Below are 14,070 nucleotides of genomic sequence, written 5' to 3' on the forward strand. Positions count from 1 at the left end.
CAGTCATAGGCGAAGTGCTGCAGCTTGCTGTGCCCAGAGCGTTTCTCTATCAGGTTGCCCCACGGATCGTAGCGGTATTCCTGATCCCGCCACTGTTTGATCCGGTTGTCCTTGACCTTGTCGAACTGCCGCGCATTGAAGTCCAGGCGGTTGGCTGCCGGGTCGTAGCGGAACTCCTCGCTGCCGATCAACGAGCCAGTATCACGACTGCGCAACTGGCCGTTGGCTTCGTATTCGTACTTGATCTCACCGCGTAGCTTGTCGAGGGTACGCACCAGTTCACCGGCCGGGTCGTACTGATAACGGCGGTGGATCGGGTTGTAGGCGTGCTCGACCAGCAACGAGGTATTGATGCCGGTGTTGTGCACCTGCGAAAGCTTGTCGGCCGGCAAGGTCGAGGCAAACTGCCAGGCCTTGCGCCCCATGGCGTCATAACCGAAGCAACTGGTGAGCTTGCCCTGGGTCCGGTACACCTCGCGGTGCAGGTCATCGCGCTCCATGTCACTGATGACCTGGCCGTCCAGGTTCAACTGGTGCAGGTGGCCACTGCCGTAATACAGGTGATTGACCTTGCGCCCATCCGGCAGGGTCAGCGTGGTCAAGTTGCTGAGCGGGTCGTACTCGTAGCCGAGCGCGCCGTCAGGGCTGATTTCTTTGGTCAGCCGACCGAGCAGATCGTAGGTGTATTCCAGCTTCTCTTCTGTGATCCCAAGCTGCTTGCCGATCCCGCTCGGTTCCCGCTCGATGCTCAGCAACCGGTCACCGTCGTCGTATGCGAATGTCTGGCTCGCATCACGGTTGATCTTGGCAACCAAACGGCCAATGGCATCACGTTCGAACAGCGTATGGCGCTCGGGCCGCTCGGCATTTTCGCCATAGCCAATCTCATCCAGTCGTGTGAGATGGCCGCCGACGTCGTAACTGAAACGCCGGGTCAGGTTATCCACCCGCACTTCTTCGCTCAGCCGGTCCGAAGCGTCGTAGGCAAAGCTGTACGTGGCGTTGTTCTCGTTGACCAGCGCGGTCAGGCGCATGGCCTTGTCGTACTCGTACCGAACCCGTTGGCCCTTGGCATCCTGGCGGCTGCTCGGCAGGCCACGGGCGGTGCGCATCAGGCGGGTGGTCTGGCCCTTGCCGTCGGTGTGGCTGAGCACCTGCCCGTAGACGTTGTAGGTGAAGCTTTCCGTGGTGCCGTCCGGGTGGCTGATGCGCAGCACTTCGCCGTCGGGCTTGCGCTCCAGCGTGGTGGTCTGGTTCAGCGCATCGGTCACCGCCACCAGGTGCTGGCGTTCGTCATAGCGGTAGTACGTGCTCTTGCCCGAGCAGTCCTGGTAGCGCTCGACCTGGGCCAGGGTGTTCCACCACAGGTACTTGGACTTGTAGGTCGCATCGATGATGGTGTGCGGCAGGCCGTCATCGCTGTTCAGGTACTCGGTCATCTGGCCGAGGGCATCGAATTCGGCGAGCAGGTTGCCCTTGTCGTCGTAGCGCGCTCGCCAGGTGCTGCCGTCCGGGTAGCTGACCTGGGTCACTAGTGTGGTCAGGTGGTGATATTCGTAGGTGGTCTTGCGGCCCAGCGGATCGGTCTCTTCGAGCAAGCGGGAGAATTCGTCGTACTTGAATTGCAGGCGGTTACCGTCCGGCAAGGTCAGGCCAACCATATTGCCGTGTTCGTCAAGCTCGATGGCGTAACGCTCGCCGCCATAGTCGTGGCTGGCGACCACGCGGTGGTCGGCGTTGTACTGCACTTCCAGCTCGCGGCCGAGCACGTCGGTGGCCCAGCTGGTGCGGCTATCGAGATCGTAGCGGAAGTGGTAGTGCTCGCCGTCGCTGGTCCAGTGCTCGACCACACGTGGCTTGTCGCCCAGGGTTTGCCAACGGTAGTGGCAGCCCAGCCCCAGCGCGTTGCTGTGGGTCACCATCAGGCCGTCTGCGTAGCTGAAGCTGCGCACGGTGTCGCCGTTGCGGTTGATCACCGCGCTCAGCTGGCCCTGTTCGTCGTAGCGGTACTGGGTAAGCGTTTCCACCGCTTCGTTGTTCACCACGCGCTTGATGTCGGTCAGGCGACCCAGCGGGTTATCGTAGTGCAGATGCACGCGGGTGCCGCCGGTGGCGCTGATGTCGGTCAGTGTGCCGTCGGGCGTGCGGGTGAAGTGCAGGAAGTGGCCGAGGACGTTCTCGATACGCTGCAGCGGCACTTCGGTGCTGGTGTCTGGCACTTCGCCGAAGTAGAAGAACAGGTTGTCGAGGGTCTGCAGGATGTAGTGGCCGCCCTCGGTGCACACCAGGTACACCTGCTCGTGCGGGTTGTAGATGCGCTGCCCCGGTTGCAGGGTCACGAACGGGACTTCGCGGCCCTGGTTGTCGGTGAGGTAGATGAATGCCCCCTGGCGGCGCAGGCTCTGCTCCCAGGGCAGAACCCAGCCGCGGCCGAGTACGCTGTCGACCGTCAGGTCGCTGGCGTAGAAGCGCGACCACTCGATCGGCATCAGGCCCGGCAGGCTGAAGTCGATTTCATCGGGGATCAGCTTGCGGCCCGTCGTGAGGTCGACGGGGTTGCCGACCAGGCCGCCGATAGCCTTGCGGGCCACGGGCTCGACCACGTAACGGCTGGCCACCTCACCGGCGACGAAGCCGGCCGTGAACTTCAGGGCGCAAGGCATGACGGCTTTCATGCCGGCCTGGGTACCGGCCTTGATCAGTTGGGCGATACCGCCTGCGGCACCGGCGATGGCCATCAGCACATCCACGGTGGTGCGAAGCCACTCCGGGACTTCATCGTCCACGGGCAGGTAACGGTAGGTGCCGCCGCCGATGATGACGTTGTCCGAACCACCGGAAATGGTGGCGCCGCAGGTCAGCTTGTCGCCCTTGCGCGCGGCGGCGACGCTGTTGATGAAGACGTTGGTCGAGCCTTCGGCAATCTGCACCGGCCCTGGGTGCTTGTCGCAGGCACCGATGCTTTTTTCGACGCGGGCGGCCTTGCGGCTGTTGATGAACACGTTGGGTGAGGCAGTGGTTATCGTCCCTGAGGGGGACGAGAACATACTGCCTATCGCCTCTCCGGCGGCGGTCAGCAAGCTGCCCCCGATGCCGGCTGCGAGGCCGGCCAGCAAGGCCACGCCGAACCCGCAGGTGAACGTGGCGATGGCCACCGTGGCCACCAGCGCAATCCCCAGGGCGGCCCCGATCAGGAAGCCCCCGAGCGCGCTGGTGTGCGATATCTCGTCGCCGAACCTGGCCGCTTCGAACATGAGGTGTTACTCCTGTTCGCCGGACTCGGCGCTGGTTTCGGACGGGGCACGCGGGGTGAAGCTGGCCAACAGGTTATCCCAGTCCTGGTTCTGCTGGGCACTGAAGTCGGCCTGTGCAGTGGTGGAGAAGATCAGGGCACGCCCGGGGCTGATGATGAAGGCGGCCTGGCGCTGGTACAGCGGGCGGCCCTGGTTCATGTAATAGGCGTCGATCTGGATGCCGGCAATGGGTGCGGTAACCGAGAGCGTGACGGCCTTGTTGCCCATGCGGGTGTAGCCGCGCAGCTTGGAGGTGAGCAGCTTGACCTGGCGATCGACATAGGCCTGCAGCGCTTCGTCCGGCAGCAAGGTGTCACGCGAGATGGTGATGCTCAAGGGTGCTGGAACACTGGCACCCAAGACGAACATGTTGACCGTGCGGTCCTCGAAACCTGCCGGCAGCGCAATGCCGCCTTCCTGTAATTCGTAATCCATGCGATGAAAATTCCTGATAGCGAAAAAATCGGGGTCAGCCCTGCGCGAAGCCATCGAGCATGCGGTCGAACTCGGCCAGCCACTGGCTCAGGCCGGGCTTGCTGGGGTCGATCACGCTGGAGATATCCAGCCATTGCAGCGAATCGCTGCCGGCGATGGGCACCAGTGCGCCGACCAGGCGACCGTGCCGAGGCTCGTGGCCGGCATTGAAGTGAAAGTCCACGACCTTGGCCGGGTTCCCAGCCAGGAGGCAGTCACGTTGGCGAATCACGCGCAGTTGCGGGTTCAATTCGCGCAAAGCCTCGACTGCGCTCTGGAACAGTTGCTCCAGCGGCTGCCTGGCGCGTACATCACGGCGGCGGATGCTGAGGCTGACCGGCTCGCCTTCATGCTCGAGGGTGGTCTGGATGTCGCGAAAACGAAAGCCGAGCGGAAACTGCAAGGAGAACCCTGCGAAGGTGAAAGCGCTGGCTACATCCTGCAACACGGCTGGCACCGGTTCCGGCTCGGGCACAGCCACGGGCACATGAGCAGCTTCCGCCAGACTGGCCAGCCGCACAGCCTCCTCTTGCGCTGCGCGCCTGGCGGAGAGGCGGTCGTAGATCGAGGGCTTGTACATGAACCTTGCCTCAGTCGTTGATCCGCACTGCGGCGCCAGTGATCTGGGTGGTGTCGGTACTGGTGGTCACGATGACCTTGCCTTTGATCTCGATGCCTTCCGGGGTCAGCGTGATGCTGCTGTCGCCCACCTGCAGGATGATGTGCTGCTTGGCGGCCACCTGGATGAACTGGTTATCGACCTGCAGGGTGTAGGAACCTTCGGTCACTTGCACCACGGTGTCTTTCTTGACCGTTTCGGTGTGCGTACCGCCAACAGTAATCGAGCGGTTATTCCCCACATCATGGGTCTCATCCAGCTCGATCTCGGTATCCATGTTGCGCTCGGCATGCATGATGATCTGCTCGGCGCCGGCCTTGTCCTCGAAGCGGAAGAAGTTGGCGGTACCGCCGTCGCCCTTCATCGACCGCGTCAGGAACCCACTCTGGGTCTTGTTCGCCGGCAGCGACCATGGCGGGGTGTTGGTGCTGTTGTACAGGCTGCCCATGATCAGCGGCCGGTCCGGGTTGCCGTCCAGGAACACCACCACCACTTCGTCGCCTACACGTGGGATCTGGATGCTGCCGAAGCCACCGCTGGCACCGGATTGTGCGACACGTACCCAGCAGGAGCTTTGATCGTTGAACTGCCCCTGGCGATCCCAGTGAAACTGAAGCTTTACCCGGCCCAGTTCGTCGGTGAAGATTTCCTCGCCTGGGGGGCCGACAACGATGGCGGTCTGCGGGCCGTTGATCAAAGGCTTGCGGGTGTTTAACTGCGGGCGGTATGCGATTTTTTTACGCACGCACACGAATCGGTTGACGTAACCGGCCTGGTCGCCAGTCATGTAGTTGTTGCTGCCGCGATGCTCCACGCTCAGCAACAAAAACTTACGGTTCTCGGCGTCACCGGTGTCGTGCAGATAATGCTGGGTCAACTCAAAAGTGTAACCCGGCTTCATGACCCGGCAATTGCTCTCGCCGTAGAAGGTCTTGCCCATCAACTCGAGCGCTTCGATACGGTTGCGTACGATGGCTTCGCCATCTTCGTAGCTGCCATGGGTGTACTGGCCCGGGAAATCATAAATCTCGAACCTGTCCACATCGCCCTGTTGATTCAAGCTTTGCATGGTCACAGGTAGGAAGTTGCGCGGTTGGCGATAGTCGAACGTGCGAACGGCAATTTGACCGGATTGAAGCTGCCGCGTTGACTGCCACTGAGTAATGGAATCAGCTGTTTCGGTAACCGACGCGGAGTGGTAGCGAATCTGCGGCTGTTCGGACAGCGGCAACAAGGTGCTGGAGTCATCGGTGATGACCATCAGATGGGAGTCGGCCGTGTGCTCGAAGTAGTAGAAAAGCCCTTCGCTCTCAAGCAAGCGCTGCACAAAGTTGAAATCGCTCTCGCGGTACTGGGTAATGTAGCTGTGCGATTTGAGCGACTTGCTTACACGAAATTCGTACTTGGCCAGCGTGCCAAATCCGGCAAACACTTCACTGACAACAGCCTGGACCGATTTTTCTTGAAAAATGCGTGTATCGAAGCGGCAAGTCAGCATCCACAGCCACGGTCCTAGCACGGCTGCATAACGCACATAGCCGCCGTCGCTGCCTTGGGTGCTAAACCGCTGAACATAGCCGTTAATGTGGCGGAAAGAGCCGTTGGATAACTCGATTTCTATCGTGGCCTGGCTGCCAATCAGTGACTTGAGCTTTACATCGCTCTGTTGGCTGAGCAAGGCCAGATCGAATTCATAGAGTTTGGAAAGCTCTTCAGTGCCGGAAAAGTGCTCAAGCAAAAACTCATCGTTGGCTGTTTGTGTCAGGATATTCAGTTTGAACAATCGCCTGTTTTGCGGCGCGAGCATGGAAAGAACGTCAGTTAGCATAATTTACTCCCTGTAACGGTGAACATCAGCGCGCCCGTACGGCGAAAAGCCTGCCCAACCACGAGGCAGCACGCATGCTCTGAATAGTTTCAATATCCATGAATGTGTATTGACGGTTTTCCTTGGCTTCGCGCACTTTCAGGTCTCTGAGTGCACTGATCTTGTCACGATTGTAAAACACCATGAAGACGGACATTAGCGCAAAGAAGTAGATCAACCCGGTGGCCGGCACGTCATGGCTTTTCATCAGCGGATAGATCACGCTGCTCAAGCCCGCCGCCAAACCCGCCTGCCACCACTGAACTTTCTGGGGCGGCTCGATGGATTCCACGCGCTGCCCTTTAAAATGGAGAATATCACTTTTACTGCGCCAGTAATAAGCCATTGCATAGGTCAACAACACCAGCACGACGGGCGCGAGCCCTAACATCAAAGAAGTCGCCGCTCCCAACTTCATTTTTTTGTAGGTAACACCCAGTGTCAGCAGCGATGCGAACATTGGTGCAACTGACATATTGAAGAACATGCGCAAATTCGCGAAACTTACAAAGTGCTCACTCCGGTAAGCACAATTGATGCACCACAGCGTCATAACGATAATGATCAGGATCGCCGGCACCGCCATGAATGGCGGCGCCACTCCGGTCATCATCAGGGCCAATATCACGACCAGCAGCCACACCGACCAGATTTTTTTAAAAAAACGTTCTGTGGTAAACATTTAATCCTTCCCCGTCAAGAAATTACCCAGGGTAGTGCCCAGCCCCGAAAAATCATCACTCATGACAAACTGAACTGCCAAACCCGCACCCAAAGACAAGGCAATCACGACTATAGCCGGCCCTGTTAGCCCGCCGACCAATACACCGACACCAAAGGCCAATGCATTGGTCGGCTGGGTGTAAGCTGACTTCTGGAAGAACTCCGAGACGCTTTTTGCCTCCGTCGCATCTAGGTAAGCCTGGGGGCCGAACGCCAATGCGCCGCCTAATTTGGCCCCCGTCAGTACTTTGCCTACGCCACGGCTGCTGTACCCGGCCGAGTCAATATGGGCAGTTGCACGCATCGCCTTGGCGGTATTAAAAGCAGCCACATGCAGGTTACTGCCCCGACCGGGCAGCCTGTACAAACTTGCCTGGCTATTGGCGGGTATTTCGAAGTAGAGGTTTCCGCCCATGCGCACCAGTTTCAGGCGACCTTTCATGGCCCTGGCGGCAGATACACTGCCGGGTTTGCCACGTGACGCTGCCCACTTCTTCAGCTTGCCGCGCGTGGCATCCGTCATGTTCAGCAGGTTTTCAACTTTGGTGGCTTTGGATGCGGCATGGCCTAGCGCAGCAACGTTGGCAAGCGTGCCGGGTAAATTTGCAGTTGAAAATAATAGTGCCCCTACGACTGGAATCTTCTCAGCCTTCTCCTTGATGGCCAGCAGTTCATCCGCGGCAAAACGCCCCGATTTTTCCATTTTTGCAATCAGGCTATAAAGGAACTGCGCGTATTCTTCGGCTTCGTCAGCACTCAACTGCGTTTCGGACGACTGTAGTTCAGCAACAAGAAACTCGGCGGCACTCATGTCATCAGCCGAATAAAGGCCGCCTACATCCATCTTGGCGTAGGTTCTGGCTGCTACAACACTTGGCCACGGCAGGTCACCCTGCCCGAGAAGGCCGTCTTGCCCGCCGAGGCCCATGGGGTCGGCTGCGGTACAGGGATAGATTCTGTTCACGATTCTGTTCACGCCTTGTCAAAAATCCTGCTTGCGCGACCTGCGCAGTGTCGGCCCACGTCTCAGGCGCTGCGACCTATGCAGGCAAGCAAAGTTCCCAACAACACCTGAATATGCCAACCAGATCACAAATGGATTTGCCGGCCGAGTGTAGAGGGCGCAGGAAACACTGGAATGCGCAACTCTGTCAACTATGAATATCGCTCATCCTTAGCATTAGCCGTCATGAATGAGATGGCATTGCGCCATCTTTTGCCCATGCACCAGAATTACCAAGAACGTTCACAGGACACTGTGGTCAATGTTCTACATAGCGCCTACGCTTGGGATACTTGTGACGCTGGGCTTGTGGGCGAAGGGGTACACACCCTGCCAGAAGCTGTTGACTTCAGGATCTGCCTGGCAGGTGTGCTGGATCAATGATTAGCGGTATTGTTTCAAGTCTGATTCCTATACCCGTGACGGCTGGCCTTGCAAGCGCATGAGTGATAAAAATGCCTGCATCCAGGTTGACGGGCGCCATTAATTCTAATATCCACACCCACGTCGCTACTTGTAAGGTAGTCATGACAAATACAGAAATCATCAAACAATTGGAAGCGCTCAAATGAGCCATTTCACTCCAACCCCCATCGAATTCAGGCTGCTCGCCGCCCCCACCCCGCTGACTTGCGTAAGCCATCCGGGCTTCAGCCTCACCCCTGACAGCTACACAGAAAACAACTGAGTTAATAAACCCGCGAACCTTGAAACATTCCTCGAATCAGGCCATCAATAGCTGTCGTAAGTCAGCTCTTCCATCTCGTGTCACCTTGGGATGCTCCGTCAACTTGCCGCGCGGAGACGGTGAGTTGATATTTCCCCGTCACGCAGAGCTATCTATCGAAAAAGCGCTCAATGCGTCATGTTTTCAGAGACTTTTGCACCCCGAGGCCTTAGCAACAAACAGATTAATGAGTATCTCGACACCCCTGATGGTGAGCTATATCTGCAAAAGCTACGTGCCGCAGACCCCAAAGCATCAGACATGGACATTTTCAGCCGAGCCATCTCCCAGATAGGCTCGGGCAGTAACACTCCAAAACTGTCCATCATAGATTCGCCCCTCGTGAAAATCGTGCCAGTGGGACAAGAGCCAAGCCGTTACTCTCCATTTTTCACCACTATGGAGGAGCTGCAGTCTGCTGCGCAGGGAAGCCGAACCCTGGCTGATAGCCTAGGGTTACCGCTGGGCAGTGAGGCTACAAAATATTCAATTTTTGAAATGACGCCACTTAAACCAACAGAGGTTTTTGTCAGCAAGATCGCGCCTACCACCGAATTTGGAGGCAACATTGACAGGGTGGGTGGCGCACTTCAATATCTTACCCCTAACCGTAATGAGTGGTCGGCCACCAAGCTCATAGGCACTATTGATAACTAGGATAGACAATGAACACGCACACACTGAAGGCTACCGCTACAGCGCTTCGTGAAAAACTTGAGGCTCTCGAAGATCAAAATTCCGATGCGAAGCTGATGCTCAACTCCCTACGCGGCCTCTTATTAAAAGCTGAAAATGGAAAAATTCATGCCCCCATGGAGGCTAGAGACATACCTGGTTACCGCTACTTACCGGAAACCAACTTACAGGACGATCGTAATCTCAGTCAGTTATTTGCAGAATTTTACATGGCATTGATTGATGGAGAGGAGTGGAGTTCCTTTAAGAAATTCCAAGCTAAAAATAAAAATCACGATTAGAGAAAGATTGAGCAAATACTGCTGTAAACTTCTTCAAGTCACAGGGCTATAAGCCTGCCGACTACGAAGGCTACATGAACGGCTTGGGCTTCACTCAACCAGTCTTCACGGAAACAATCAACCGGGGCAAGACACTTTGGCAATTCCAGATGCCCGGCGGCCGGCAAGGCATGCGGTACTCTCCTACCCCTGACGTGGTGCCAGGGCAACTGGGGATCAACCCGCTTGGCCAGATCTATAAAACGGAAACCATCGTGCCCAAGATCGTGAACGTCTATCAGAGCACTGAGAAGGTCACGCTGCTGAGGAGCACCTCGGCACCGGTACTGGATACCTGGTCCGTTCCTTCCCAACCCTATAACGCCATTGGCGGTGCTCGGCAGATGACCTCTGGCCAACGCGAGCTCTTCAAACTGATAACACCAGGTGCACTATGAAACCCACAACCCCCCTCGGCTATGTACAGAAGGCTATCGACATCACCGCGCAGCGGAACAAGGCCTGTCCCGCTTACCCCATTTATGGGATGCTACTAAACCAACTTGACTATGTGAAAGCCGTGTTCGAAGGGCGTAAGCAAGATAAATCGAAACTCCACCAACTCAGTATCGGTGCCATTGCCTCGAAAGAATTCGAAGAAAATGACCCCGAGTTGGCCAGAGCACTGAAAGACGCCTATTACGTAGCCATCCAGCCGGCTCGTGGCCTCAAAATTCAACTACCCGATTGACTGCCGACGTTCGATCAGGCCAGCCACTGAACATCGAGCGCAGTCACTGACGAAAGCTATAAACCCTACACCCAGCAGGCTGAGCCACGATGGACATTTACGCACTCCGGCAAAAATCGATAGCGCTGCGTGTCATCATTGACCGGCTGAAGTCACACGACCCGGCCGCCATGAAGTTGAGTGTAGAGCTGACGCTCTTGTTGAACGCGGCAAAGCAGCAGCGGATCCGCACCCCGATGGAATGGCGTGACATCCCCGGAAGCTATCTGTTCACCGAAGAAGGGCTGCAGCAGTATGCCGATCTCGAGCACGCCTTCGCCGAGTTTCGTATCGAACTGTCCGGGGGCGAGCCCCCTACCCTGCACAAGCTCAAGGCGCGCCAGGCGTGCAGAGACTGAACCACTACTTGCCAACGAACGCTCTCGCGAGCTATCGCACAAGGCTGTTGAGCCGCCAAAACCCAGATACAAACCTGGATTCACCGAAGAGGATATTCTTGCGATCGCCAAAGGCGAAAGACCCGACCTCCACCATCTATCTATATCCAGATTATGTCGCGCAACACTTGGCCCAATTCCAAAATGGCGCCTCACGCTTCATGACCCAGACCAACCTTGAGAAATACGGCATCGCACAGAGAGATGGTACGTCGTTCATAATGCCAGGCCACGAAGCAACCGAACTACTTGCCAAGACAGCAGGTGACAAGTTCGCGTTGGAGCAAGCCCTTGGCTAGCCTGAGAATTTCCTTGATACCAATGCACTGGTCCCGGTAGACATCCCTGATCCGAAGCAGTTGAATCTGCGGGTTCCATCGGGAAATGAAGCCGGTGCTAACGAATTCTGGATCCCTGGTGGCAAGCTACCTGACGGCAACAGTGAAGTCGTCATAGACGCGGCGAGTATTGCCGCCAAGAGGTTCAATACCGCTCCCTTTTTTGAAGGCCCCCTATGAAATTCAAAGACCTTTTCATCAGTCGTCAGCACATGTACTCAATCGGCATCGAAGAAGACGCTAGTCAGTATTACGTTTCGTTCCCCGTCAGCAACGGCATGGTTGACTACGAGGAGTATTACGCCATTGCTCCAGCTACATTTGATGCCTTCATGGATGATCCTGATGCGGCGCTGGCTTTCGTGATAAAATGGCGCAAAAGACAACTTGATGAATTATTAATCATCAAGCCGGGAAAAAATCGGGGCACGGCCATCTAGTGCCACATAGATAAATGCTGACGAAATCCGACACTGCATGACCGTTTGACCCTACCAACAAATGAGTGGCGCCCTCTTACGCTGCGGTGAAGTGGTGCAGTTCCTTACCCCAATCAGGACTGACCATGAACACCGAAACAGTCAAGCAGAAGATTCGCTGCCCCCCCCCGCACAGTCCGTACGTGCGGAACTACCGCATACGGCTCCTGCCTCAGGTACGTGACGCGAAGCGTTCCTCTGGTTTCGATTCGTGGCGTACTTCACAGTTTCTACCCGAACCGTCAAGGCTGGCCATAAAGCAATGCGTCCAGTTCATCATGCTGCGGCGAGAGATCGAAGAGCTTGGCTGCCAGTTCCTGGATATGTTGCGACCACGCAACCTTCTCCACCCACTCCGGCGGCATGCCGGACACGCCGTACAGCGCACCCGCCAACTGGCCGGCGGTGGCCGCGACACTGTCGGCATCATCGGCAAGGTTGGCGGCCAGGAGGATCGCGTCCTTGAAGTTGTCGGTGTTCCATACGGCCCACAGTGCCGCTTCCAAGGTATCGATGACGTAGCCGGAGGAGCGGATCTGTTCGCGGCTCTTTTGCTTGTACTCGCCCGCATTGATGATCATCGGGCGAGGCCGCAACGAACGCACCGCTGGGGCCAGGGCCTCTTCCTTGTCTGCACCGTTGAGCGCCAGATGCAGCTGTGCCGCAAACAGCTGACAGCAGTTCACTGCCTCGTCGGCGTTGTGGGTCACGCTGCTTTGCGTGACGCTTTCCCACCAGCTTGCCGACAGCGAGTGCCGGCGGAAGATTGCCGTAGGCGCAAGGCGGATGATGGAGCCATTGCCAGCCGTCGAGGGCTCATAGTTGCCTTGCCAGGTAATACCCTCGCGCAGCCAGCCTTCAAGGGCATTGCGCGTGGCATTGCCGATATCGAAACAACGACCGTTGGCACTGTTTTCCCCGCGCCGGTACCAGCGGACCAAGGCATCTGCGTAGGTGGCGTAATCGAACTTGCCCTTGCTCACATACGTGTCTGCCAGGCACAGCGCCATGCTGGTGTCATCAGTCCACTCACCCGCAACAAGGTTGAACGGGCCACCCCCGACCATGTCGCTCACCTGCCCCCTGTCGCGGGCCTGGAACTCGAGCGTGGTGCCGACCGCATCGCCGATGGCCAGGCCAAGCAGCGCGCCCCTGGCGCGGTCCAGTGCCTGCTCCGCGGTCAATGTGCAGGCTCTGGAATGCAGCCAGCTTGGCTTGACCGCCGGCGCCGCCGGCGTATCAGGCTGCAAGGTGGAGTCCATCCGCTGCTGCAACTGCCGGGAGGGCTCCGGCGACAGATGCGCATAACGTCGCACGTAGTCGGCCAGCAATGCGTTTGAGCTTCTTAGATCGATCATGGGATTTCTTTGAGAATGAATTGGGTAACGGAGCCATTGGCGTATCAACGATACCATTGCCTGCGGTCGAGGCCTTGATGATGCCCATCCAGTCAGGCCCCCTGGGCCTCTCAGCCTTCCAAGGCTGCGCGGGTGACATTGCCGATGTCGAAGCAACGGCCGTTGACGCGGTTTTCACCCTGCCGGTACCAGCGCACCATGGCATCGGCAAAGGTCCAGTGCCTGGTCCTGTGATAACGTGCTGAACCTGTTGTTCAGCCATGCCGGTTTGATCCGCGGCAGCCAGGGAATGCTCAGGCACACATGAAAGACCATCCCGAACTCTACGTAAGGTCCCCTATTCTTTTCCGGCTTACGGCCATCGGTCTGATGCTGTCCATGCTCGCCATGGGAGCACTGGCGGTGTACGCCTTATGGACAGATATCGTGCCCCTCTACGGCCGGATCTACCGTAATGCCCCGGTCGTGGAAACACCACTCAAAGCTTTCTTCATGATTGCATTCATTCCCCTGGGGCCTTGCCTGATCGTTGCCAGCCTGATCGCCGCATGGACCGGTCGGAAGTTTGACCCACCGAAAACCTCTTGGCTGCACGGGCTCCAGCTACGCTCGCTGCAACTGACAGTTGTGCTGATGGTTATCGTTGCTCCGACAATGATTGCGCTGACCACAGCCACGCTTTCGGCAAAGGACTACTGGTCGTGCCCGAAGCTCAGGATCTCGGGCTCCGGTTGGCAGATGTTCTGGGTCAACGATGAACGGGTGTGCTTCAAGCCGGATCATTACATCAACGACAATTGGCCATGCATGGCAATCGATGGCAGACACGTTTGCGTACAGGTCGATGGTCGCTGAGTTGGATGAAACCGGCTGCGCCGGTGTTCGCGGGCAAGCTGCCCGCTAATGCGGTGGCGGCTGTGACGGTGAATGACCAGGGATAGTGGCCGGCAGGTCCGGCCTATTCGCGGGTAAACCCGCTCCTACAACGTGGCGACACCACCGGTTGATGTAGGAGCGGGCTTGCCCGCGAATGCGGTGGCGGCTG

At 57.5% G+C, this 14,070-nt stretch carries 14 protein-coding genes and 2 pseudogenes; 8 read left to right on the plus strand and 8 right to left on the minus strand.

Annotation, left to right across the window (positions count from 1 at the left end):
* The 6 genes from ACF8GF_RS04840 to ACF8GF_RS04865 form a co-directional block, all read right to left on the minus strand.
* On the minus strand, positions 1 to 3,254 hold a 3,254-nt coding region (locus ACF8GF_RS04840; protein ID WP_392487717.1), incomplete at its 3' end, for a DUF6531 domain-containing protein.
* Positions 3,255 to 3,260: 6 nt separating this feature from the next.
* Positions 3,261 to 3,728 (minus strand): DcrB-related protein, encoded by a 468-nt coding sequence (locus ACF8GF_RS04845; RefSeq protein ID WP_003248404.1) that lies wholly within the window; start codon positions 3,726 to 3,728, stop codon positions 3,261 to 3,263.
* Positions 3,729 to 3,762: 34 nt separating this feature from the next.
* Positions 3,763 to 4,347, minus strand: coding sequence for a hypothetical protein (locus tag ACF8GF_RS04850; RefSeq protein WP_392487718.1), 585 nt, complete (start codon positions 4,345 to 4,347; stop codon positions 3,763 to 3,765).
* Positions 4,348 to 4,357: 10 nt separating this feature from the next.
* A complete protein-coding gene (gene tssI, locus ACF8GF_RS04855; RefSeq protein WP_392487719.1) occupies positions 4,358 to 6,214 on the minus strand; it encodes a type VI secretion system tip protein TssI/VgrG in 1,857 nt (618 codons plus the stop codon).
* A 25-nt stretch (positions 6,215 to 6,239) separates the two neighbouring features.
* Positions 6,240 to 6,935 carry a hypothetical protein gene (locus tag ACF8GF_RS04860; RefSeq protein ID WP_010953998.1) on the minus strand — a complete coding sequence of 232 codons (696 nt, stop codon included), beginning with the start codon at positions 6,933 to 6,935 and terminating at the stop codon, positions 6,240 to 6,242.
* Positions 6,936 to 7,952, minus strand: coding sequence for a hypothetical protein (locus ACF8GF_RS04865; RefSeq protein ID WP_392487720.1), 1,017 nt, complete (start codon positions 7,950 to 7,952; stop codon positions 6,936 to 6,938).
* Positions 7,953 to 8,114: 162 nt separating this feature from the next.
* Between ACF8GF_RS04865 and ACF8GF_RS04870 the strand changes: the two genes are divergently transcribed.
* The 7 genes and pseudogenes from ACF8GF_RS04870 to ACF8GF_RS04900 all read left to right on the plus strand — a co-directional run bounded on the left by ACF8GF_RS04870 (position 8,115) and on the right by ACF8GF_RS04900 (position 11,628).
* Positions 8,115 to 8,363: a hypothetical protein gene (locus ACF8GF_RS04870; RefSeq protein WP_176684529.1), complete on the plus strand. Its 249-nt coding sequence runs from the start codon at positions 8,115 to 8,117 to the stop codon at positions 8,361 to 8,363.
* A 481-nt stretch (positions 8,364 to 8,844) separates the two neighbouring features.
* Entirely contained in the window at positions 8,845 to 9,363 is a 519-nt protein-coding gene (locus ACF8GF_RS04875; protein WP_392487721.1) for a hypothetical protein, read from the plus strand.
* Between the two features lie 8 nt (positions 9,364 to 9,371).
* The gene (locus ACF8GF_RS04880) at positions 9,372 to 9,683 is read left to right on the plus strand and encodes a hypothetical protein (protein WP_392487722.1); all 312 of its coding nucleotides are present in this window, start codon (positions 9,372 to 9,374) and stop codon (positions 9,681 to 9,683) included.
* Positions 9,684 to 9,709: 26 nt separating this feature from the next.
* Positions 9,710 to 10,120 (plus strand): annotated as a pseudogene (locus ACF8GF_RS04885) (polymorphic toxin type 46 domain-containing protein); the annotation flags it as partial.
* Entirely contained in the window at positions 10,117 to 10,413 is a 297-nt protein-coding gene (locus ACF8GF_RS04890) for an immunity protein Tsi6 family protein (protein ID WP_392487723.1), read from the plus strand. The pseudogene ACF8GF_RS04885 and the gene ACF8GF_RS04890, both read left to right, overlap by 4 nt.
* 89 nt (positions 10,414 to 10,502) lie before the next feature.
* A complete protein-coding gene (locus ACF8GF_RS04895; RefSeq protein ID WP_176684533.1) occupies positions 10,503 to 10,811 on the plus strand; it encodes a hypothetical protein in 309 nt (102 codons plus the stop codon).
* Positions 10,812 to 11,364: 553 nt separating this feature from the next.
* On the plus strand, positions 11,365 to 11,628 hold the full coding sequence (locus ACF8GF_RS04900) for a hypothetical protein (RefSeq protein ID WP_392487724.1): 264 nt from the start codon (positions 11,365 to 11,367) through the stop codon (positions 11,626 to 11,628).
* 281 nt (positions 11,629 to 11,909) lie between these two features.
* Here the strand turns inward: ACF8GF_RS04900 and tri1 are convergent, their stop codons facing one another.
* Positions 11,910 to 13,025: an ADP-ribosylarginine hydrolase Tri1 gene (gene tri1, locus ACF8GF_RS04905; protein WP_392487725.1), complete on the minus strand. Its 1,116-nt coding sequence runs from the start codon at positions 13,023 to 13,025 to the stop codon at positions 11,910 to 11,912.
* A gap of 52 nt (positions 13,026 to 13,077) precedes the next feature.
* A pseudogene (locus ACF8GF_RS04910) lies at positions 13,078 to 13,240 on the minus strand (ADP-ribosylglycohydrolase family protein); the annotation flags it as partial.
* Between the two features lie 88 nt (positions 13,241 to 13,328).
* Between ACF8GF_RS04910 and ACF8GF_RS04915 the strand changes: the two are divergent.
* The gene (locus ACF8GF_RS04915) at positions 13,329 to 13,880 is read left to right on the plus strand and encodes a hypothetical protein (protein WP_392487726.1); all 552 of its coding nucleotides are present in this window, start codon (positions 13,329 to 13,331) and stop codon (positions 13,878 to 13,880) included.
* The last annotated feature ends 190 nt before the right edge of the window (positions 13,881 to 14,070 follow it).

The sequence above is a fragment of the Pseudomonas sp. yb_5 genome, from assembly GCF_043103865.1.
Taxonomy (GTDB): Bacteria; Pseudomonadota; Gammaproteobacteria; order Pseudomonadales; family Pseudomonadaceae; genus Aquipseudomonas; species Aquipseudomonas putida_Y.